At 33.2% G+C, this 21,855-nt stretch carries 22 protein-coding genes; 9 read left to right on the plus strand and 13 right to left on the minus strand.

What is annotated here, in order from left to right; all coding sequences use genetic code 11:
* Positions 1-88: 88 nt before the first annotated feature.
* The 3 genes from ASE40_RS00300 to ASE40_RS00315 form a co-directional block, all read right to left on the minus strand.
* Entirely contained in the window at positions 89-760 is a 672-nt protein-coding gene (locus ASE40_RS00300) for a copper homeostasis protein CutC (RefSeq protein WP_057114826.1), read from the minus strand.
* Positions 761-865: 105 nt separating this feature from the next.
* The gene (locus ASE40_RS00305) at positions 866-1,189 is read right to left on the minus strand and encodes a GIY-YIG nuclease family protein (RefSeq protein ID WP_057114827.1); all 324 of its coding nucleotides are present in this window, start codon (positions 1,187-1,189) and stop codon (positions 866-868) included.
* A gap of 470 nt (positions 1,190-1,659) precedes the next feature.
* Entirely contained in the window at positions 1,660-2,667 is a 1,008-nt protein-coding gene (locus ASE40_RS00315) for a 3-oxoacyl-ACP synthase III family protein (protein WP_057114829.1), read from the minus strand.
* Between the two features lie 263 nt (positions 2,668-2,930).
* Between ASE40_RS00315 and ASE40_RS00320 the strand changes: the two genes are divergently transcribed.
* On the plus strand, positions 2,931-5,342 hold the full coding sequence (locus ASE40_RS00320) for an alpha/beta hydrolase family protein (RefSeq protein WP_057114830.1): 2,412 nt from the start codon (positions 2,931-2,933) through the stop codon (positions 5,340-5,342).
* A 274-nt stretch (positions 5,343-5,616) separates the two neighbouring features.
* Here ASE40_RS00320 and ASE40_RS00325 read toward each other — a convergent pair whose 3' ends face one another.
* From ASE40_RS00325 to ASE40_RS00335, 3 genes are all read right to left on the minus strand, one after another.
* Entirely contained in the window at positions 5,617-6,567 is a 951-nt protein-coding gene (locus tag ASE40_RS00325; protein WP_057114831.1) for an ABC transporter ATP-binding protein, read from the minus strand.
* A gap of 106 nt (positions 6,568-6,673) precedes the next feature.
* Positions 6,674-7,369: an OmpA family protein gene (locus ASE40_RS00330; protein ID WP_057114832.1), complete on the minus strand. Its 696-nt coding sequence runs from the start codon at positions 7,367-7,369 to the stop codon at positions 6,674-6,676.
* A gap of 19 nt (positions 7,370-7,388) precedes the next feature.
* Complete coding sequence (locus tag ASE40_RS00335; protein WP_057114980.1) at positions 7,389-7,892, minus strand: lipocalin family protein; 504 nt, start codon at positions 7,890-7,892, stop codon at positions 7,389-7,391.
* A gap of 202 nt (positions 7,893-8,094) precedes the next feature.
* Here ASE40_RS00335 and htpG point away from each other — a divergent pair, with 202 nt between their 5' ends.
* The 4 genes from htpG (at position 8,095) to ASE40_RS00355 (ending at position 13,256) form a co-directional block, all read left to right on the plus strand.
* Entirely contained in the window at positions 8,095-9,978 is a 1,884-nt protein-coding gene (gene htpG, locus ASE40_RS00340) for a molecular chaperone HtpG (protein WP_057114833.1), read from the plus strand.
* A gap of 167 nt (positions 9,979-10,145) precedes the next feature.
* On the plus strand, positions 10,146-11,405 hold the full coding sequence (locus ASE40_RS00345) for a patatin-like phospholipase family protein (protein ID WP_057114834.1): 1,260 nt from the start codon (positions 10,146-10,148) through the stop codon (positions 11,403-11,405).
* A gap of 153 nt (positions 11,406-11,558) precedes the next feature.
* Positions 11,559-12,392, plus strand: coding sequence for a hypothetical protein (locus tag ASE40_RS00350; RefSeq protein ID WP_057114835.1), 834 nt, complete (start codon positions 11,559-11,561; stop codon positions 12,390-12,392).
* A 135-nt stretch (positions 12,393-12,527) separates the two neighbouring features.
* A complete protein-coding gene (locus ASE40_RS00355; RefSeq protein ID WP_057114981.1) occupies positions 12,528-13,256 on the plus strand; it encodes a DUF4369 domain-containing protein in 729 nt (242 codons plus the stop codon).
* An 81-nt stretch (positions 13,257-13,337) separates the two neighbouring features.
* On the opposite strand, the gene ASE40_RS00360 is transcribed toward ASE40_RS00355, so the two are convergent.
* From ASE40_RS00360 to idi, 6 genes are all read right to left on the minus strand, one after another.
* Complete coding sequence (locus tag ASE40_RS00360; RefSeq protein WP_057114836.1) at positions 13,338-13,796, minus strand: DUF5362 family protein; 459 nt, start codon at positions 13,794-13,796, stop codon at positions 13,338-13,340.
* 501 nt (positions 13,797-14,297) lie between these two features.
* Positions 14,298-14,564: a hypothetical protein gene (locus tag ASE40_RS00365; protein WP_012022371.1), complete on the minus strand. Its 267-nt coding sequence runs from the start codon at positions 14,562-14,564 to the stop codon at positions 14,298-14,300.
* A 57-nt stretch (positions 14,565-14,621) separates the two neighbouring features.
* On the minus strand, positions 14,622-15,590 hold the full coding sequence (locus tag ASE40_RS00370; protein WP_057114837.1) for a type I phosphomannose isomerase catalytic subunit: 969 nt from the start codon (positions 15,588-15,590) through the stop codon (positions 14,622-14,624).
* Between the two features lie 56 nt (positions 15,591-15,646).
* Complete coding sequence (locus ASE40_RS00375) at positions 15,647-16,105, minus strand: peroxiredoxin (protein ID WP_057114838.1); 459 nt, start codon at positions 16,103-16,105, stop codon at positions 15,647-15,649.
* A 3-nt stretch (positions 16,106-16,108) separates the two neighbouring features.
* Positions 16,109-16,519: a 6-carboxytetrahydropterin synthase gene (locus ASE40_RS00380; RefSeq protein WP_057114839.1), complete on the minus strand. Its 411-nt coding sequence runs from the start codon at positions 16,517-16,519 to the stop codon at positions 16,109-16,111.
* Positions 16,520-16,542: 23 nt separating this feature from the next.
* Positions 16,543-17,070: an isopentenyl-diphosphate Delta-isomerase gene (gene idi, locus ASE40_RS00385; RefSeq protein ID WP_057114840.1), complete on the minus strand. Its 528-nt coding sequence runs from the start codon at positions 17,068-17,070 to the stop codon at positions 16,543-16,545.
* Positions 17,071-17,398: 328 nt separating this feature from the next.
* On the opposite strand from idi, the gene msrB reads away from it, so the two are divergent.
* Both msrB and msrA read left to right on the plus strand, forming a co-directional pair.
* Positions 17,399-17,950: a peptide-methionine (R)-S-oxide reductase MsrB gene (gene msrB, locus ASE40_RS00390; RefSeq protein ID WP_057114841.1), complete on the plus strand. Its 552-nt coding sequence runs from the start codon at positions 17,399-17,401 to the stop codon at positions 17,948-17,950.
* A gap of 6 nt (positions 17,951-17,956) precedes the next feature.
* On the plus strand, positions 17,957-18,565 hold the full coding sequence (msrA, locus tag ASE40_RS00395; RefSeq protein ID WP_057114842.1) for a peptide-methionine (S)-S-oxide reductase MsrA: 609 nt from the start codon (positions 17,957-17,959) through the stop codon (positions 18,563-18,565).
* A gap of 63 nt (positions 18,566-18,628) precedes the next feature.
* Here the strand turns inward: msrA and ASE40_RS00400 are convergent, their stop codons facing one another.
* Positions 18,629-19,063 carry an META domain-containing protein gene (locus ASE40_RS00400; protein WP_057114843.1) on the minus strand — a complete coding sequence of 145 codons (435 nt, stop codon included), beginning with the start codon at positions 19,061-19,063 and terminating at the stop codon, positions 18,629-18,631.
* 260 nt (positions 19,064-19,323) lie between these two features.
* Between ASE40_RS00400 and ASE40_RS00405 the strand changes: the two genes are divergently transcribed.
* Positions 19,324-20,730, plus strand: a complete 1,407-nt coding sequence (locus ASE40_RS00405; RefSeq protein ID WP_057114982.1) for an aminopeptidase P N-terminal domain-containing protein — start codon at positions 19,324-19,326, stop codon at positions 20,728-20,730.
* Between the two features lie 142 nt (positions 20,731-20,872).
* Positions 20,873-21,832 carry a quinone oxidoreductase family protein gene (locus ASE40_RS00410; RefSeq protein ID WP_057114844.1) on the plus strand — a complete coding sequence of 320 codons (960 nt, stop codon included), beginning with the start codon at positions 20,873-20,875 and terminating at the stop codon, positions 21,830-21,832.
* Positions 21,833-21,855: the final 23 nt, after the last annotated feature.

Below are 21,855 nucleotides of genomic sequence, written 5' to 3' on the forward strand. Positions count from 1 at the left end.
TAAATAATTTTTGAATAATTTTTGAATAATTTTTTGTAGAGAAAAAGTCTGGAGATGCCACTCCAGACTTTTTTTGTTTATTAAAATACTATAAAAAGTTACGAAGTTCCTTTATCTCTTCAGGGTTTGCGATCTCAGAATCATCTGTTATTGCTGATGAATGATAAAAAGTGATGTCTAGTTTTTCTTGTAATAATTTTATATTTGAAGATCTTAAGCCGCCGCCAGGCATGATTTCTATTCTATCTCCAGCAAGTTTTTGAAGTTTCTCTAAAGTCCAGATTCCTTCTGTAACATTTATTCCCTGACCAGAAGTTAAGATTGTTTTGAAACCGCAATCGATCACATCTTCAAGTGATTTCTCTACATCTTTTACAACATCAAAAGCACGGTGAAATGTACAAGAAAGCGGATGTGCTAAATGCACTAATTCTTTATTTTGTTTTTTATTTACTTTTCCGTTTTCTTTCAAAATTCCGAAAACAAAACCATCAACTCCCAATTTTTTAAATTGTTTTATATCTTGTTTCATTTCTATAAGTTCATCATCAGAATAAACAAAATTGCCGCCTCGAGGTCTAATAATTACATGCATTTTAATATTTAAGCCCTCACGGACTTTTACCACCAATATAGAATTTGGCGTTGTTCCTCCAAGTTTCATGTTTTCACACAGTTCAATTCTGTCCGCGCCATTTTCTTGTGCAATTAGTGCAGATTCGTAATTAAAACAAGCTATTTCGAGTTGATTTTTTTTCATTGGATTTGATTATTAAAAGGGCTTCAATTCAGTTGGTCAGCAAAAATATTTTTACAACTTGTAACCCGACTGTCATCCTGAGCGAAGTCGAAGGCTAATTTACTACTAAACGTCCTTTTTATAAAAATTTTTATGACTTGTTTTATTTAAACATTGTGAAAATTTTTTCAAATCTTCCCACTTATCATTTATGATTGCTTCTTTCTTTTTTCTGCTCCAGCCTTTTACTTGTTTCTCAAATGCAATGGCTTGATTTACATCATTAAACTCTGTACAAAAAACCAACTCCAAAGGTCTTTTATTGAAAGTGTAACATTCTTTATTCAATCCGTAATTATGTTCATCAAATCTTCGTTCAATATTATTTGTAAATCCCGTATAATAACTATTATCAGAACATTTTAATATGTAGACGTAATATCTTTTCATTTTATTTAAATTATATCAATTAACCAAACTTTAAAAGTAGGAAAATATTTCTTTTTTTTAATGTTAGCCGCCAATTGTCAGGCTGAGCGGAGTCGAAGCCCACTCCTATTAGTGTACCTTGAACTCAAGCAACAATATTTAGGAAAGAAGTTAAAAGTTGCCAATAAAAAACTGGGCTTCGACTCCGCTCAGCCTGACAAACTGTTCAAACTTTTCTTTTGTAATGCTATTCGAATGTCACCTTGAGCGAAGTCGAAGGGCGTTTCTATTGGGATGAAGCTTCGACTTCGCTCAGCCTGACAAACTGTTCGAACTTTTCTTTTGTAATGCTATTCGAATGTCACCCTGAGCGAAGTCGAGGGGCTTTTATATTGGGATGAGGCTTCGACCTCGCTCAGCCTGACAAATGGGTATAAAAAAAACCTGCTCCAAAAAGAGCAGGTTTTAAATATAATGTAAGATGAATTAAATTACCACTTAATAATAGCACTTGCCCAAGTAAATCCACTTCCGAAAGCCGCTAAAACTACAGTATCTCCAGATTTGATTTTACCTTCTTCCCAAGCTTCTGTCAAAGCAATAGGAATAGACGCCGCCGTTGTATTTCCGTATTTTTGAATGTTATTATGAACTTGATCATCTGTCAATTTGAATTTGTTTTGAATGAATTGTGAAATTCTCAAATTCGCCTGATGTGGAATCAACATATCAATATCTGAAACCTGAAGACCATTTGCTTCTAATCCTTCATTGATTACTTCTGCGAAACGAACTACAGCATTTTTAAACACAAATTGTCCATTCATGTACGGATAATAACTTTCGTCGTTTGGATCATTATCAGCCAAAATATCCGTTACCCAGCGTGCGCCCATTCCGGGAGCCTGCAAAGCCAATTCTTCGGCATGCTGTCCTTCAGAATGTAAATGAGTAGAAAGAATTCCTTTTGTTAAATCTTCTTCACGGCTTAAAACTGCTGCTCCTGCTCCATCTCCAAAAATCACCGAAACACCACGTCCGCGAGTTGTCATATCTAATCCTGTTGAATGAACCTCTGAACCAATAACTAAAATGTTTTTATACATTCCAGTTTTAATATATTGATCTGCAACAGAAATTGCATAAACAAAACCAGAACATTGATTTCTAACATCTAAAGCACCTACAGTTCTTAAACCTAAATCTCTTTGCACCAAAACTCCTGGTCCTGGAAAATAATAATCTGGACTTAGTGTAGCAAAAACTACAAAATCAATATCTTCTTTGGCAACGCCAGAACGCTCGATTGCAATTTTAGCTGCTTTAACTCCCATCGAAGTTGTGGTGTCTTCTCCACGAATAATGTGCCTTCTTTCCTGAATTCCTGTTCTTTCCTGAATCCATTCATCATTGGTATCCATTATCTTAGACAAATCATCGTTAGTCACCACATTTGAAGGAACATAGTATCCTAAGCCTGCTATTTTTGAATGATACATATTGTATTGTTATTTGTTTGAAAATTTAGAATGCAAATTTACGTATACTTTAAAATATAAGAGTACAAATTACTCTTTTTTTCGTTATTAGCAATTTTATATACTTTAATTATAAGACTGCTTAAATACAATTACTTCTCAAAAAGATAAGCTTTAGACTGAATTTTTGAATAAAATGAAAAATACTATCCAAAATGTAACAGGATATAAATATCTTAGACAAACATTTTGAATACTATTTTTAAACCCATAAAATTCAAATTATGAAATTAAAGGTTACTTTGTTCTTACTTTTCAGCTTTGGTTTTTCCTCTTTTGCCCAAGAGAATTTAACCTACCAAAAGCCTTCTAAATCTATTTTAGATCTAGCCGATTATCAAAGAGCTCCAACAGTATCTATGGATACCAAAAAAGAAAACATGCTCTTGATGTATCGAAACACTTATAAAACACTTGATGATTTAAATCAGGAAGAGGTTCGTTTAGCCGGTTTAAGAATTAATCCTATTACTAATATTTCGAGTACTGTAACTTATCTCAACAATCTTAAGCTGCGAAAAGTAAGCGGTAAAGAGGAAGTTCAGGTTGCAGGTCTTCCAGAAAATCCGAAAATTACAAATATACTTTGGTCGCCAAATGACAAAAAGATTTTATTCTCTCACACTGCAAATTCTGGTGTAGAACTTTGGGTTTTAGACGTTGCTTCGGCTCAAGCCAAAAAACTTACAGCAGCAACTGTAAATGCAAATCCTGGAAATCCTTTCAGCTGGTTTTCAGACAATGAAACGATTTTGGTAAAAATGCTTCCTAAAAACAGACCTGCTCTTTTAGATTCTAAAAAAGATTTACCAACGGGCCCAATAGTTTCCACTACTTCTGGAGAAAAATCTCAAAACAGAACGTATCCTGATATGTTGAAAAACAAAAATGATGAAGCTAATTTTGAAAACAGTATTACATCTGAATTGTATAAGGTGAAATTAAACGGAGAAGCTGTCTTGTTTAAAGAGGCTGCCATGTTTGCGGGAGAGAGAATTTCGCCAGATGGTAACTACATTATGCTGACTACAATTCAGAAACCATTTTCTTATGTTGTGCCTTTAAACAGATTTCCCTCTACAACTACTGTTTATGATATAAGTGGAAAAGAGCTTAAAGTCGTAAACGAAGTTCCTTTAAACGAAATTATGCCAAAAGGTTTTATGGCTGTTAGAAAAGGTAAAAGAGAAATGGCTTGGAGAAATGATAAACCATCGACTTTAATGTATGTAACTGCTTTAGACCAAGGAGATCCTGCCAATAAAGTTGACTTTAGAGATGAAGTTTTTCTGTGGGATGCACCTTTCGAAAAGCAACCTACTTCATTAGTAAAAACACCACAGCGTTTTAATGATATTACTTGGGGGAATGATAATCTTGCTGTTGTTTCTGATGAATGGTATGATACTAGAAACACGAAAACTTATTTAATAAATCCATCAAATCCAAGTCAGCAGCCAAAAGTAATTACAGATCGAAATTCACAAGATGTATATTCAGATCCAGGTGTTTTTGAAACTAGAAAAAATGAATACAATAAATATGTTCTGGCACTTGAAAAAGATAATCTTTACAGAATTGGAGAAGGATATACAAAAGAAGGACAATTCCCTTTTATAGACGAATTTAATACAAAGACTTTACAAAAAAAGCGTATCTATACGTCGACTTACAAAGATAAAAAAGAGGAGATTTTAGAAATTGAAGATTATAAAACTGGAAAAGTTTTAGTTCAAATTCAATCAAAAACTGAATATCCAAATTATTATTTTAGAAATATTAAAAAACAGAATAGTTTAACCCCAATTACTGCTTTTAAAAATCCGTTTGAAAGCATTAAAAATGTTAGTAAGGAAGTAATAAAATACAAACGTAAAGATGGATTGGAACTTTCTGGAACTTTATATCTTCCTGCTGGTTATGATAAAACCAAAAAGGAAAAACTTCCATTATTAATTTGGGCTTATCCGGCTGAATATAAAGACCGAAACAGTGCTTCGCAGTCTACTCAAAATTCAAATGAATTTACATTCCCGTATTATGGATCGTTTGTTTATTGGGTAACTAAAGGATATGTTGTTTTAGATGATGCGGCTTTTCCTATCATTGGAGAAGGAAATACAGAACCAAATGATAATTTTATTTCGCAATTAGTAGATAATGCCGCGGCCGCAATTGATGCAGTTGATGCTTTAGGTTATATAAATCGTAAAAAAGTTGCTGTGGGCGGACATTCGTATGGTGCCTTTATGACTGCAAATTTATTAACTCATTCTAATTTATTTGCATGCGGAATTGCAAGAAGCGGTGCTTACAACAGAACATTGACTCCATTTGGTTTTCAAAGTGAACAGCGTAATTATTGGGAAGTACCTGAAGTTTACAATACAATGTCTCCTTTTATGAATGCAGAAAAAATGAAAACTCCAATTTTATTGGTTCATGGTGAAGCCGACAATAATCCAGGAACATTTACATTGCAGACGGAACGTTATTTTCAAGCTTTAAAAGGCTTGGGAGCGCCAGCAAGAATGGTTATTCTGCCAAAAGAATCACATAGTTATGTTGCAAAAGAAAATATTTTACACCTGCTTTGGGAACAAGATCAGTTTTTAGAAAAATATTTAAAAAATTAATACCTCATTAATTCCAAAAAATAAACCCGACAGGTTTTAAAAACCTGTCGGGTTTAATCTAAATTATTTTCTATTAAAAACATTCCATAGGAATGTCTGATTGGTAGAACCGATTATGAATCGAAAAATATTACGTTCCGCAGGAACGTTTGATTAATTATACAAACATTTATTCCGACAAAAACAGGTGTCCCTACAGGACACAATATATAATAACCTTTTTTTTGCTACCGATGAGATATTCCTACGGAATATTAAATATTCTTGTTTTATTTTATAGATAATTTAAAGCTAAAAACACTTCCTGTTCAAGGGGTAAATCTATTTCACTTTCAAAGAAAATTAATTGTCTCTTATAAACAGTTTCAATTAAATAATGACTTCCTCTAAAATAAGTTCTTCTGATTTTTACCATCAACTTAGATTCTGAAACCATTTTAAATTGATGTGGGTACACAAGAGTTTTATGCGTCTCGTCTTCGTATGATAGTAATAAGTGAGTAGGAATCTCGTTCACTTCTCCAAAAAGAGAAGCTACATATTTTATTTTTGGGTCTTCGTAAATTTTTGCTGGATCATCTTTTACAATTACTTCTCCGTTTCGCATTACAATTGCTTGATCTGCAAATGACAAAGCATCTGTACTATCGTGTGTTGCAATGATACACGTAATTCCTTTTTGTTTCAAATATCGAAACAAATTACGGCGAAGTGCATTTTTCCTAAAAGCATCAATCTGACTGAACGGCTCGTCTAATAAAATTACTTCTGGCTCTAAAGCCAAAACTCTAACCAATGCTACACGCTGCTGTTGTCCTCCACTCAGAAATTTTGTTTTTACATTAGAAAATTGTTCCATTTCTACCATCTCCAATAATTCCTGAACACGAAGTTTTTTCATATTGGCAAATCCATTAGAAAGAAATTTTCCAACATTTTCGGCCACTGTTTCATATGGAGACAAATCGAAATCCTGCGCCAAATATTTCATATAAGGCATTCCAGGAATCAAATTAAATTTTGGCCCTAAAACAGGTTTATCACCATAAAAAATCTTTCCCTCATCTAAATCATATAAACCATAAATCAGTTTAAGAAGCGTACTTTTTCCGCAGCCACTTTCGCCGATAATAGAAATATTCTGCCCTTTCTCAATAGTAAATGAAATGTCTTTTATAACGGGTTTATCTGTATACGAAAAAGATATATTTTGAATGTCAAGCATGAGTTGTAATATGAGATGTCAAATTTACAATGTTTAATTTCTAAAGTCAAAAAAAAGCTGCTTCAATTATGAAACAGCTTTTTTTATATTTTATTTTGTTTTGAAATTATTTTCCAGCTTCCGCTTTAGCGTCATTTACCATTTTGTCATTTGCTGTAATAGAGAATTCAACACGACGGTTTTGAGCTCTACCTTCTGGAGTATCATTTGTTGCAATTGGATCTGCAATTCCTAAACCTGAAGTTTTGAAACGGCTAGATTTTAATCCTTTAGCAACTAAATAAGCCTGCACAGAAGCCGCTCTTTGTCCTGAAAGTGTTAAGTTATATTCTGGTTTACCTGTATTATCAGTATATCCAAAAATCTGAATATCTGTATCTCCATATTCATTGAATACTGGAACTAATTTATCTAAGTTAGCTTTTGCCTGAGATGTTAGAGTTGATTTATTTGTATCAAAACGAACAGAATTTTCATTCAAAGTTAAGTGAATTCCTTCTCCAACTCTTTCTACAGAAGCTCCTGGTAAAGCTTGATCGATTTCACGAGCTTGTTTATCCATTTTGTTTCCAATAAGTGCACCAGTTCCACCACCAACAGCAGCTCCAATTGCAGCACCTAAAGCAGCGTTTCCGCCTTTTCCTAAATTGTTACCTAAAACAGCACCGATTACACCTCCGGCAACAGCACCAATTCCAGCACCTTTTTGTGTATTATTTGCATTTTTTACTGAATCGCAACTAGTAAAAAAACTAGTTAGAACAAGTAAACTACATAAACTTAAAACAGTTATCTTTCTCATATTTTTATATCTTTAAATATTAATTGGCTCTTTGAAATTGGTAAGTCACATCCTTAACTTGACCTCCAACATTGATGTTATCGATTAATTGAAATGAAGTTTCGGTAACACCTCCTACTTTAAGTAAATAACCATCTCTTACTTTTTTAGCTTTTTCGCCAGCATCAAGAATTTTAAGTACAAACATACCTTGATTGTTGATACTCCATACAATTGGAGAAGAAAATCCAGTACAACTTGGCGATGTTAAAGCCATTGTTCCTTTATTATTATTAGAAATAAAACTCCAAGTACTACCAATAAAACATTTTGAATCTGCAAGATCAAATGAATTTACTTTGATATAATCTGAACCTGGATAAGACACATTGGTAAGAACCCAATTCCCTTTTAAAGCTACTTGCGTTTTCTTGTCAAGTTTAGTTGAAAGCGTTGTTGATTCAGACGAAGCTGTTGTTGACGAAGCTGATTTACACGCAAAAAACATCGTGGCAATCAAGCAAATGAATATTACTTTCTTCATTTTATACATTTTGTTTAAGTTAATACTTACAAGTTTAACAATTATTATACCACAAATATACGATTCGTAGAGATATTTAATGTTCTAAAATCTAATTATTTTCTTTCAAAATTAACATTTCCGACATTTTGTCACCCAAAAAACAATTGGTATTCTATTTGAATAAGTGAAAATCATCACATTAAAATAAAAATTAAAAAATATGGCAACAGGTAAAATTAATGTTTCAGTAGAAAACATTTTTCCATTAATTAAAAAGTTCTTATACAGCGACCATGAAATCTTCTTACGTGAGCTTGTTTCTAACGGTACCGATGCTACGTTAAAATTAAAACATCTTATCAGCATTGGCGAAGCTAAAGTAGAATACGGCAATCCTATCATTGAAGTTAAAGTGGACAAAGAAGGTAAAAAAATCCACATTATCGATCAAGGTCTGGGTATGACAGCTGATGAAGTTGAAAAATACATCAATCAAGTTGCTTTTTCAGGAGCTGAAGAGTTCTTAGACAAATACAAAGATTCTGCTAAAGATTCTGGAATTATCGGACATTTTGGTCTTGGTTTCTACTCTGCATTTATGGTGGCTGAAAAAGTTGAGATTTTTACAAAATCATACAAAGACGAACCAGCTGCACATTGGACATGTGACGGAAGCCCTGAATTTACTTTGGAACCAGCTGACAAAACTTCACGCGGAACTGAAATCATTCTTCACATCGCAGAAGATTCTCTTGAATTTTTAGACGATTCAAAAATCAGTGGTTTATTGAATAAGTATAACAAGTTTATGCCTATTCCAATTAAATTCGGAACTAGAACAGAAACGCTTCCAAAACCAGAAGATGCTCCTGAAGATTATGTTAATGAAACTATCGAAGTTGATAATATCATTAATAACCCTAATCCAGCTTGGACAAAACAGCCTTCTGAATTATCTGATGAAGATTACAAAAACTTCTACAGAGAATTATACCCAATGCAGTTCGAAGAACCATTGTTCAACATTCACTTAAATGTAGATTATCCGTTTAACTTAACTGGTATTTTGTATTTCCCGAAATTAGGAAATGATATGCAAATCCAGAAAGATAAAATTCAATTGTACCAAAACCAAGTTTACGTTACCGATAACGTAGAAGGAATTGTACCTGAATTCTTGACAATGTTAAAAGGTGTAATCGATTCTCCAGATATCCCATTAAACGTTTCTCGTTCTGGCTTACAAGCAGATGGAGCTGTTAAGAAAATTTCAAACTACATTACTCGTAAAGTAGCTGATAAATTGAAAGCTTTATTTAATGAAAACCGTGCTGATTTTGAAGCTAAATGGAACGATATTAAAATCGTTTTAGAATACGGAATGCTTTCTGAAGATAAATTCTACGAAAAAGCGGGTGCATTTGTTTTATACCCAACGGTAGATGATACTTACTTTACTTTAGATGAATTAAAAGAAAAACTGAAAGAAAACCAAACGGATAAAGATGGTAAACTAGTAATTCTTTATGCAGGAAATAAAGATGCTCAGCACTCTTACATTCAAGCAGCAAAAGATAAAGGTTACGAAGTATTGCTTTTAGATTCTCCAATTATTTCGCATTTAATTCAAAAAATTGAAGGCGATAACAGCGGATTAACTTTTGTTCGTGTTGACTCTGACCATATTGATAATTTAATCAAGAAAGACGAAAACACAATTTCAAAATTATCTGATGAAGAAAAAGAAACTTTAAAAACTTCATTAGAAGCTTATATTCCAAAAGCTTACAGCGTACAATTGGAAGCTATGGACAGCCAGGCGGCTCCATTTATCATCACGCAGCCAGAATTTATGCGTAGAATGAAAGAAATGAGCCAGACAGGCGGAGGCGGAATGTTCGGAATGGGAAATATGCCAGAAATGTACAATTTGGTTGTAAACACTAATTCTGATTTGGCTTCAAGCATTTTAAATACTGAAGATAAAACACATCAAGAGCACTTGGTAAAACAAGCTTTAGATTTGGCTAAATTATCGCAAAACCTATTGAAAGGAGAAGCTCTTACAGCTTTCGTAAAAAGAAGTTTTGAGATGATTAAATAATCATTCGAAAAGAATATTTTTGAAAATCCTGCAAATTAATTTTTGCGGGATTTTTTTTGCTCCAAAATCACTTTTAAAAAAGGGTGATTCTCCCCTTTTCGAACAGAGTCCGTTTATATAAATTTGAAAATCAATGGATTAATTATAATTTATAAATTCTAGAAATCATGGATAAAAGAAAATTTACGGAGAATGGAGCAATTCTAGCAATTATTAAAGATTTAAAAGAACAAATTAAAGGCAAAAAATTCTCGGATATTACAGACAATAATAATTACCAATATGTTGATCTTGTACAGGAAGGCGGAGGCGTACTTGGAATTGCTTTAATTGGCTATGTTTATGTTCTGGAAAAAATGGGAATACGTTTCCTTAGTTTAGCGGGAACTTCTGCAGGAAGCATTAACACTATGCTGATGGCGGCCGCAGGAACTTGTGACTTAGAAAAATCGGAATGGATTTTAGAATGTTTATGTAATAAAAATTTATATGATTTTGTAGATGGAGATCATGATGCCCGCGAGTTTATCGACGCTTTATTGAGCGATGCAGGAAACTTAAAACTTATCTTAAAAGGTTATCAAGTGGTTGACAATTTTAAAGATGATTTAGGATTGAATCCAGGAAACAATTTTCACCAATGGATGACCAATTTACTATCGCAAAAAGGCATAAAAAATTATGGTGATTTAAAAACTCTAAGAGAAAAAGGAGTTTCAGACGAAAACAAGTTATTTCGATTAGGTCATAATGGAACCAAAGAAGAATACAAACGTGTAGATCATTGGAGTGAAATGGCAATAATAGCTGCTGATATTACCACAGAAAGCAAAATAATCTTCCCAAAAATGATCGATTTATTTTATTCGAATCCAGAAGTTCAAAATCCCGCAGACTTTGTTCGGGCATCAATGTCGATTCCGTTATTTTTTACTCCTTTTAAAATTAAAAATATTCCAACCGGAGTTGATGCTTGGAACAAATGGAACGAAGCGACCTGCCTGCGCACTTCTGTTCCTTCTGAAGTGATGTTTATGGATGGAGGAATTATATCCAATTTTCCCATTGATATTTTCCACGAAAATTTAAATGTCCCCGCGTCGCCTACTTTTGGCATTAAACTGGGTTATGACAAAAATGAAATTAATAAAAATGAAAAATTCCCAAATCTTATAAGTTCAATGTTTGACACAGCACGATACGGTTACGATGCTGAGTTTTTAAGAAAAAATCCAGATTTCAAAAACCTGATTGGCTACATTGACACTGGAACCCATAACTGGTTAAATTTTAACCTGACAGATGATGCCAAAATTGATCTTTTTATTCGCGGGGCGCAGCATGCCGCTGATTTTTTAAACCGCTTTAATTGGGAGGAATATAAGAAAATCAGAAAAGCAAAAAGTGATTATTATAAATCAGTTTGAAACAATTCGTTCACTCTTAATTTGTTAACTATAATTTTTCTTTTACAAAATCGTTATAATATCCTGTAATTCTCTTTACAGGATTTTTTATTGCAATTCATTTTTTATTACATTTGACTGCCTTTTATCTAACACAAAAACAAAAAAACTATTATGAAAAAAACAGCTATCCTACTAACAACAATTTGTGCGTCAGCACTTTTATATGTTTCTTGCTCAAGCAATGATACAGATAATACACCGCCCTCGACAGATTTAACCAATGTCGGAGCATCAATTGCAGTTGACACTTCTAACGAAATGGACCTTAATACAGGACTTTTAGTTACTTCATCATCTACTACCGGAAAAACAACTGAAACTCCTGCAGGCATTTGCGCCGCGATTTCTGTAACTACACCAAACGGAGGAGAATATCCTAAAGTTTTTACAGTAGACTTCGGAACTACTGGATGTAAAGACGAGAATAACTTAACAAGAAAAGGAAAACTTAAAATAACACTTTCTGGATCTGTAATTACAACTGGAAGCAAAATGACAATTGAAAGAATAGATTATTCTATCAATAACATCAAATTAGAAGGAACAATCGAATACACCAATACAACAACTGTTGCTACTATACCACAATGGACTAGAAAAGTAACTAATGGTAAACTTACAGATCTAAAAGGAGGAGTTTACACAAATTCGGGAACTTACACTACTAGACAAATTGCTGGTGTTGACACTCCTTTTGTTTTATCTGACAATGTTTATGAAATAACAGACGGAAGTCACACAGTAACTGCTTCAAACGGAACAACACTAACCTTGACGGTAAAAGAAACATTAGTTAAAAAATACTCTTGTCTTTTTATTTCTAAAGGACAATTAAAAATTCAAGGCGGCATCTTAAACGGCGTAATAGATTATGGAAATAATGACTGTGATGCCCTTTACACTTATACACACGAAAACGGCACTTCATATAGTTTATCGATGTAAAACCTTTTCACACTATACTGTAAATCCCAATTTAGAAATAGATTGGGATTTATTTTTTTTCTAAAAAATAAAACAGCACTCTCTTTACATTTAAACTATTTTCTTTATTTTGCACCCAAATCTAATAAACCACCAATGAAAAAAACATTAATTGCTTTTGTTACTCTTGCCCTACTTGCAGCTTGCAGCAAAAAAGAATCTACTGGTAACGTACATATTACCGGAAACATAAAAGGATTAAAAAACGGAACTTTATATATCCAAAGAATCGTTGACACTTCTCTTGTTGCTATTGACAGTATTAAAATTGACGGGAATTCTGCTTTTGAAAGCAATATTACATTAGATTCACCAGAAATGTTATACCTATTTTTAGATCGCGGTGTAACTAATTCTTTAGATAACAATATTTTATTTTTTGCTGAGCCTGGAAATATCAATATCGAAACTAACTTAGATAACTATATCTCTGGTGCTAAAATTACAGGATCTAAAAATCAAGAGTTATACGAGCAGTATTCTAAAATAAACAGCCGTTTTATAGATGAGAATCTTTCTTTGGTAGAACCTCGTTTTAAAGCAATTAAAAGACAAGATTTAAAAGCAGTAGACAGTATAACTAAATTACAAGAAAACAATATTAAAAGAAAATACTTGTATGCTACAAACTTTGCCTTAAACAATAAAGATCATGAAGTTTCTCCTTATATTGCTTTAGCAGAGATTTATGATATTAATTTAAGATTTTTAGATACAATTCAAAAATCAATGACTCCAAAAGTAGCAAAATCACTTTACGGAAAGAAGTTAACAAAGTATGTTGGAGACTTAAAAAAACAACAGCAAGCTGAAACACCAAAATAATTTCTGATTACAGTATTCATAGAAAAGCCCTGAAAATATTCAGGGCTTTTTTTATGACTTCAAAATAAGCTTTATTTAGCACTATCTCCCCATTATACCTCCAAGGATTGCAAAAACAAAGAAAAGCGCATATATCGCCAAAAGGATGATCATTAAAATACCAAAAAACTTGTAATGTGATTTTAGATAACCAAATGATTCTGTCAATGCCACTGAATCATTATCTCTAAAAGCCTTTTTAGCATTTGAGCTAAATTTAAAAAGATAATATACCGGAAAGAAATACAGAGCTGCCATTACGAAATAAACAGCGCCTATTGCTGCTCCAAAAGAACTGCCGTAAGCTCCCATTCCTGGCATCGAACTTCCCATAGTAGAAAATATAGTCCCAGCAAAAATGGCAAATAAAAGTAAAAATCCGATTCCGATAAAACCGATAATCGATAAGAAATAAGCCCATTTGGCTGTTTCCTTTAAAAAGTCTTTTGCAGTAGAGTCTAACTGCAATTCAAATTTTTCAAATGCTGAAATTTCTTCCATTAGTAAATGTTTTTAGGTTATCTAACAAACATAGGAAAAATATTCTTAAATAGAAATTCCAAATTCCAAATTCCAAATTCCAAATTCCAAATTCCAAATTCCAACCTGAAACTTGAAACCTGAAACTTGAAACTTGGAATTTGGAATTTGGAATTTGGAATTTCCGTAAATAAAAAAACCATTCACAAAGTGAATGGTTTTTTGAGCCGATAGAGGGACTCGAACCCACGACCTGCTGATTACAAATCAGCTGCTCTAGCNATTTTCCGGGTGCAAAGATAAAATTGTTTTTTAATAATCCAAAAAAATTTCACACCTCTCTCTATAATTAAAAAAACCATCACATTTCTGTGATGGTTTCCGTTGAGCCGATAGAGGGACTCGAACCCACGACCTGCTGATTACAAATCAGCTGCTCTAGCCAGCNCATTACGGGTGCAAATATAAAGCGGTTTTTCGTTTTCCCAAAATAAATTTGCACTTTTTTACACTTTTTTTTGCTTATAAAGCGTTGATTTTTTCAATCAATTGATTAGCAGTTTGTTCTAATTCAACATTGATTTGTTTGAAGTGTGCTTTTTTATTTTCAACGTTCTTTGCGTTCACTTTTGTAATCAAAGTATCGAATGCAGCAATAGCCTCATCGATCAAAGCATTCGTTTCTGGAGTTGGATTTCCTGTTGTTGACATCTCAAACAAGTAAACTGCCTCAATAATATCTCCTAATACGAAGTTGATGTCTTTCTTTAAATTCTTAACGTTTGCCATTTTTAATATAATTTTAATTTGCGTCTGCAAAAGTACACATAATCCTGAAATTACGTGCTATGAAATGTAAATTTCTAAAATTGAAGCTTTTCCGCTTAAATTAAATGCATTTATCGCAGCTGGAACCAACACAGTATCTCCTTTAATGTAAGTATGTTTAAATCCGTCATATTCGATTTCGAAGCTTCCTTCAATACACATATATACTGTAAATGTTTCTCCATTTTTAGACACATTTACTTTATCTTCTAACGGAATAAAATTGGTTGTAAAGTACGGGCAGTCAACAACTGTATTAGATGTATTTGCTTTAGAATCGTATTTCTTTTGAGTATCTACTTTATTATAGTTGATTGCATCTAGTGCTAAATCTACGTGAAGTTCTCTTTTATTTCCGTTGGCATCTACCCTGTCAAAATCGTATAAGCGATAAGTGATATCAGATGTCTGCTGAATTTCGGCAACAACCAAACCTGCTCCAATTGCGTGAACAGTTCCTGTTTCTAAAAAGAAAACATCACCAGATTTTGCTTTCACATCGTCTAAGATCGAAACCAAAGTATTGTCATGTAAATGTTTTAAGTATTCTTCTTTACTTGAATTTTCTTTAAAACCAACAATAATTCTTGCATCTGCATCTGCCTGCATTACGTACCACATTTCTGTTTTTCCAAATGAATTGTGACGTTCCTTCGCTAATTTATCGTTTGGATGCACTTGAATAGAAAGATCTTCTCTTGCATCAAGATATTTAAAAAGCAGCGGAAATTGTTTTCCAAAACGCTCGTAAACTTTAGTTCCTAAAATTGCATCTGGAGTTTCGTCAATGAGGTCCATCAAAGATTTTCCTTTTAGATCTCCGTTTGCAACCACACTTACATCTCCTTCTACAGTAGATAATTCCCAGCTTTCGCCAGTAATTGTAGAAACGATTGGTTTATTCAGAATTGTTTTTAGTTTTTCTCCTCCCCAGATTCTTTCTTTCAAAATCGGTTCAAATTGTAATGGGTATAAATTTTGGCTCATTTTTTTTTAAGGTTTTAGGCTAATATCTAAGTTTAATTAATTCTATTTTTTCTAATTTATGATACTAATTCTTTAACGGTTTCTAAGGCTTTCGGTATATGTTTCGCAGCATTAACGCTGTCAAATATCGAAATTACCAAACCATTTCTATCAATAATATATGTGACACGTCCCGGCAGCAGTCCGAACAAATTGTTTCGAACACCAAAAAGCTTTCTTAATCTTTTATCTTGATCTGACAGTAAAATAAAAGGCAATTGATGCTTAGCAGCAAATTTGTGATGTGATTTTACACTATCACTGCTAATCCCGATTACCTCAGCACCCAAATCTTTGAAGTCTTCATATTGATCCCGAAAACTGCAGGCTTCTGTTGTACAGCCAGGCGTATTATCTTTTGGATAAAAATAAATCACCAGTGGTTTTCTACCTAAAACACTCTGGCTTTCAAAAATTTCTCCATGATTGTTTTTCGCAGTAAAATTCGGAACTATATCTCCTATTTTTAATGACATTTTTTATTCTCCTTTATAAGTTACAAAATTGCGGTCGGTTTCATTCAGCACGATTTCTAAATCAAATTCTGGCTGAATTCTTTTTCTAATTTTATTCCATATCACAACCGCTATATTTTCTGCAGTTGGATTTAAATCTAAAAATTCTGGAACGTCCAGATTTAGATTTTTGTGATCAAACGGAATTTCTACTTCTTCGCGTATAATATCCGCTAATACTTTCACATCTAAAACAAAACCAGTTTCCGGGTCAATTTTTCCTGTAACACTTACTGTTAAACCATAATTGTGACCATGAAAATTAGCATTGTTGCATTTTCCAAAAATAGCATCGTTTTTTTCAAATGACCAATCTTTTCGATGTAGTCGATGTGCAGCATTAAAATGTGCTTTTCTTGATATGGTTACTCTCATTCTAGGTTTTTGGTTAGTTTGGATTAAAGTTTATGATCTTCTAAATAATGATAAAATTCATCAAAAATTATTTTAAACCAAACGGTATATATTTCGGGCTGTTTCTGAATATCGGTTTTTACATCCTCAATTTTCATCCATTTCCAATCCTCTACTTCTTCTGTATTGATATTCGGATCTTCATTGTAATATCCAATCATTACGTGATCCAGCTCATGTTCTGTTAATCCATTGTCAAAAGGCGCTTTGTAAATAAAATGGAACAGCTCTTTCAAATCTGTTTTAAATCCCATTTCTTCAAACAGCCTTCTGCTTCCTGCCTCAATATTAGTTTCGCCTTCACGCTGGTGGCTGCAGCAAGTGTTTGTCCACAGCAAAGGAGAATGATATTTTTGATGCGCGCGCTGCTGCAGCATTATTTCATTCTGCTCATTTAAAACAAAAACTGAAAATGCACGGTGCAAAAGCGCCTTTTCGTGTGCCTCTAATTTTGGCATTAAACCAATCTGCTCATCATTTTGATTGACTAGTATTACGTTTTCTTCTGTCATAGTGCTTCTTAATCAAACAAAAATACGAAAAAAGAAATGGCTTAAAAATCCTAATTAAGATTGTAAAAAATCTAAATTCAGAATACATTTCTATTTTTCTGATTTACAACCTAATAAATTGTATTCAAAAATTAAAAGCTGTTAAAATTAAGACATAAAAACTAGATAGTATTATTTTACGTAACTAATAAAAAGTTAAAACACACTTAAAAAAATCTGAATTATTTCAAAGTCAGCTTTTTGAGGCAAATCACATCGTATCTTTGAATAGAAATTTTAAGCCTCACAAAAAATCTGATTGAATACCTTAAACTTTATTAATTTGTTTATGAAATCAAAAACTCAATTTATCAGCCTTTGCTTTTTATTACCGCTTTTTATTTTGCAGGCGTGCGGACAAAATACTAAAAAGCAGACAAAATCTACTTCTATGGAAAATGTAATTAATAAATCTGGAAATCCTTATTACTCTAATACCGACACTACTAAATTGAATGTTAGTGATGCGGAATGGAAAAAAGTTTTGCCAGCAGATGTTTATGCGGTAATGCGTGAAGCAGATACCGAAAGACCTTTTACAGGAAAATATTGGAACACAGACGAAAAGGGAACGTACTACTGCGCTTCTTGCGGTAATAAACTTTTTAGATCTACGGCGAAATTCTCCAGCAGCTGCGGATGGCCGAGCTTCTTTGAACAAGACGATAAAAAGAGTATTGTTTTTAAAGAAGATAACTCTATTGGAATGGAAAGAATTGAAGCGCTTTGCGGACGCTGCGGCGGACATTTAGGTCATTTGTTTGATGATGGCCCCGCTCCTACAGGAAAACGCTACTGTATGAATTCGATCGCTCTTGATTTTGTTCCAGACCCTAAATAATTGATCATGAAAAATATACTTTTAATATGTTTTTTAGCGCTTTCGCTGAATGGTTTTTCGCAAAATAAAAAAGCTTCTAATCTCGAAACGATTACACTTGGCGGAGGCTGCTATTGGTGTGTCGAAGCAGTTTATGAAGATTTAAACGGAGTAAAATCTGTTGTCTCTGGATTTTCTGGCGGAAATGTTGCCAACCCGACTTATGAGGAAGTTTGCACTGGAAAAACTGGTCATGCAGAAGTAGTTCAGATTACTTATGATAAAAACGTGACTGATATTAATGAAATCTTCAAAGTCTTTTTTACTGTTCACGATCCAACGACTTTAAATCGTCAAGGTGCAGATGTTGGAACTCAATATCGTTCTGTAATTTTTTATAAAAATGCCGAACAGAAAAAAGCCGCCGAAAGCATTATTGCAGAATTGAATAAAGCAAAAGTGTATAAAAACCCGATTGTGACTAAAGTGGAACCTTTTAAAGCTTTCTACAAAGCCGAAGATTATCACCAAAATTACTATGCAAACAACAAAAACCAGCCGTATTGCAAAATGGTGATTCAGCCTAAATTAGAAAAGTTTGAAAAAGTCTTTAAATACAAACTCAAAAAGAAATAAAAACCCATAAAAAAAGGGAAATGAATTAACTCATTTCCCTTTTCTTTTAGATTTATTTTAAAACTATTTTTTAGCTACTTTTTTAAATCGCATCATCGGCACGTCGCCCTGAATTAAATTTAGTTTTCCATCTTCAATAGAATAACTAGTGATTTTTTTCATTTGCTGTAAAAACTGCTGTTCTCCGCCGCCTTCACAAAACATCATAGTAGTTGGTCCAGGCTCTCCAAAAGTTAATGATTTTCCGTTTAATGTATAAGGTGCGCTATATCCGTTGCATCCATTATTACCATACACTTTTGTTTCTTTTTGGTCAAAAGTAATCTGCGGTTTTTTATTTGGATACAATCCTTCAAAAGCAATTCTTGGTCCCGAAATATATTCTAATTCCCAAGTTGTATCATATAAATTTGCTGCGCCTTTAGTGTCTTTCGATGCCATACAAGAAGTCAATAATAAGGTTAAAACAGAAACGACTGCGAGTGTGTATTTTTTCATAAATGTGTTTTTAAAGATTATTGTAATTTGTTTTTTAAAGATTAAAATTATTCTCTACATATTCTTTTCTCAATATTCGTGCCCAGTTATCAGATTTATTAGGTTTAAATTGGACTATAAAATGTAATTTTCTGACTCTAAGTTATATTATTTTATTTAAAATTCTCTTAGCCAAATATTTAAATTCCAATTTAGGATTGCATTTTTTTTGTAATTTGCAGAAATCAAAAAACCAAAAACATCAATCAAAAACCAAAAACATGAAACAATTTCTCGTATTGTTTGCCTTATTATTTAGTTTGTCTCGAGTACAATCACAGGAAAATCTCCCAACAGATTATCTCTCAAAAGAATTTCACAAAGAACGCCGCGATGCTTTTAGGGCTTTAATGCCGGCCAATTCTGCTGCAGTAATTTTTTCGTATCCCGAAAGAGTTTTTTCAAGAGACATCAATTACAATTTTCATCAAAATCCTGATATGTATTATTTAACAGGATATAAAGAACCAGATGCTGTTTTATTACTTTTTAAAGAACCGCAAGGAACTGAAAAATATAGCGAAGTTCTTTTTGTGAGAGAAAGAAATGCGCAAAAGGAAACATGGACTGGAAGACGCTTAGGAGTTGAAGGCGCAAAATCTAAATTAGGATTTGAAAAAGTTTACAACGGAAAAGATTTCAAAGACTTTGAACTTGATTTCAAAAAATTCGATAAAATTATTTATGACGAATCTTCTCCTGGAATTCACGATAACACGTACGATCCAGCAGATTTATTTAACTTAATTCAAGTTTTTAAAACAAAGGCAGGCATTGTAAATGATGATAAAACTTCAACAGAAACTTATGCCAACATCACTAATTCTTTAAGAGAAATAAAAACTCCAGAAGAAATAGAATTAATGCGAAAATCGGTTAAACTTTCCTGCATTGCCCACAATGAAGTTATGAAAGCAGTTGGTCCAGATATGAGTGAAAATGAAGCTGACGGAATTCATGCTTATATTCACAGACATTATGGCGCCGAAGGCGAAGGTTATCCGCCAATTGTAGGCGCTGGAGCAAACGGATGTATTTTGCATTATGGAGAAAACAACGCTCTAAAAATTGACAATCAATTGTTATTAATGGATGTTGGCTCTGAATATCACGGTTATTCTGCCGATGTGACCAGAACAGTTCCGGCAAACGGAAAATTCACTCCAGAACAAAAAGCAATTTATGATTTGGTTTATGAAGCGCAGGAAGCCGTTTTTAAAATTTGCAAGCCAGGAACTCCGTTTCAGGATTTAAACAAAATATCCAGAGAAGTTATTGCAAACGGTCTTATCAAATTGGGCATTATTACAGATCCAAAAGATGCGAGAATTTATTATCCGCACAGCTGTTCGCACTTTCTTGGCTTAGATGTTCATGACAAAGGAAATTATATGAGCGCTCTGAAAGAAAATATGATTTTTACTGTTGAACCTGGAATTTATATTCCTGCAAATAGTAAATGTGATAAGAAATGGTGGAACATCGGCGTTCGTATCGAAGATGATATTTTGATCACAAAAGATTCATACGAAAATCTTTCTGCCGAATCTCCAAGAAAATGGCAGGATGTTGAAGCTTTAGCCAAACAGAAAAGCAATTTTAATGATATGAAGTTTCCTAAAATATAATTTAATATTTTGCCACAGATTAAAATGATGACAATGATTTTTCTAAAGATTAATCTGTGAGAATCTTTTTAATCTGTGGCTAAAAAACATTTCAAACTAAAAACTAATTTTCCCGTACTTTGCATTCTTAAATTAGTTTAAAATGAAAGCACTTACCTTCTCTTCTTTCGGAGATTCGGATGTTTTAGAATACATCGAAATCCCAAATCCGCAGTTAAAAAACGATGAGATTTTAGTCGAAATGAAAGCCATCGGCTTAAATTTTGCCGATGTTTATAGACGAAAAGGAAATTATCACTTAAAAGGGAACCCGCCTTTTATTGCCGGCTATGAAGGTGCCGGAATTGTTGTAGACGCCAATAACCATCCGGAATATAAAATTGGTGATCGTGTGGCTTTCGCCGATGTTCCTTTTGCCAATGCAGAGTTGGTTGCAGTCAATATCAATCATGTACTTCCTCTTCCAGAAGCTATTTCTTTTGAAACCGCAGCTTCTGTTTTATTACAAGGCTTAACGGCACATTATTTAGCAACGGACAGTCATAAAACTAAAGAAGGCGAAACAGTATTAATTCATGCAGCTGCTGGCGGCGTTGGCCAGATTCTAACACAAATCAGCAAACTTCTAGGAGCCAATGTTGTCGGATTAACCTCATCTGCAGATAAAGCCAAAATTGCTCTTCAACAAGGTGCAGATCAAGTTTTTCTTTATGGTGAAGATTGGAAATCGGAGATTTTTAAAGTAATCCCAAAAGGCGTTGACGTTGTTTATGACAGCATCGGAAGCACTTTAACTGACAGCTTTGAAGTCACTAAAGAATGCGGTCAAGTTGTTTTCTTCGGAATGGCGGGCGGCGATCCAGAACCTGTAAACCCGAGAATGTTAATGGATACTTCGAAAACTTTAACTGGCGGCGATTTATGGAGTTATTTAAATTCTAAAGAAGAAAGAATCAAAAGATCCAATCAATTATTCAATTGGATTATTGATGGGAAAATCAAACTTTCTGAACCCACCTCTTTTAAATTATCAGAAGGAAAATTGGCACACGATTATTTAGAAAGCAGAAAAAGTACAGGAAAGATTATTTTGATTCCTTGATATTTAGTTTTCAGTTTTCGGTC

This window comes from Flavobacterium sp. Root935 (assembly GCF_001429295.1).
GTDB lineage: Bacteria > Bacteroidota > Bacteroidia > Flavobacteriales > Flavobacteriaceae > Flavobacterium.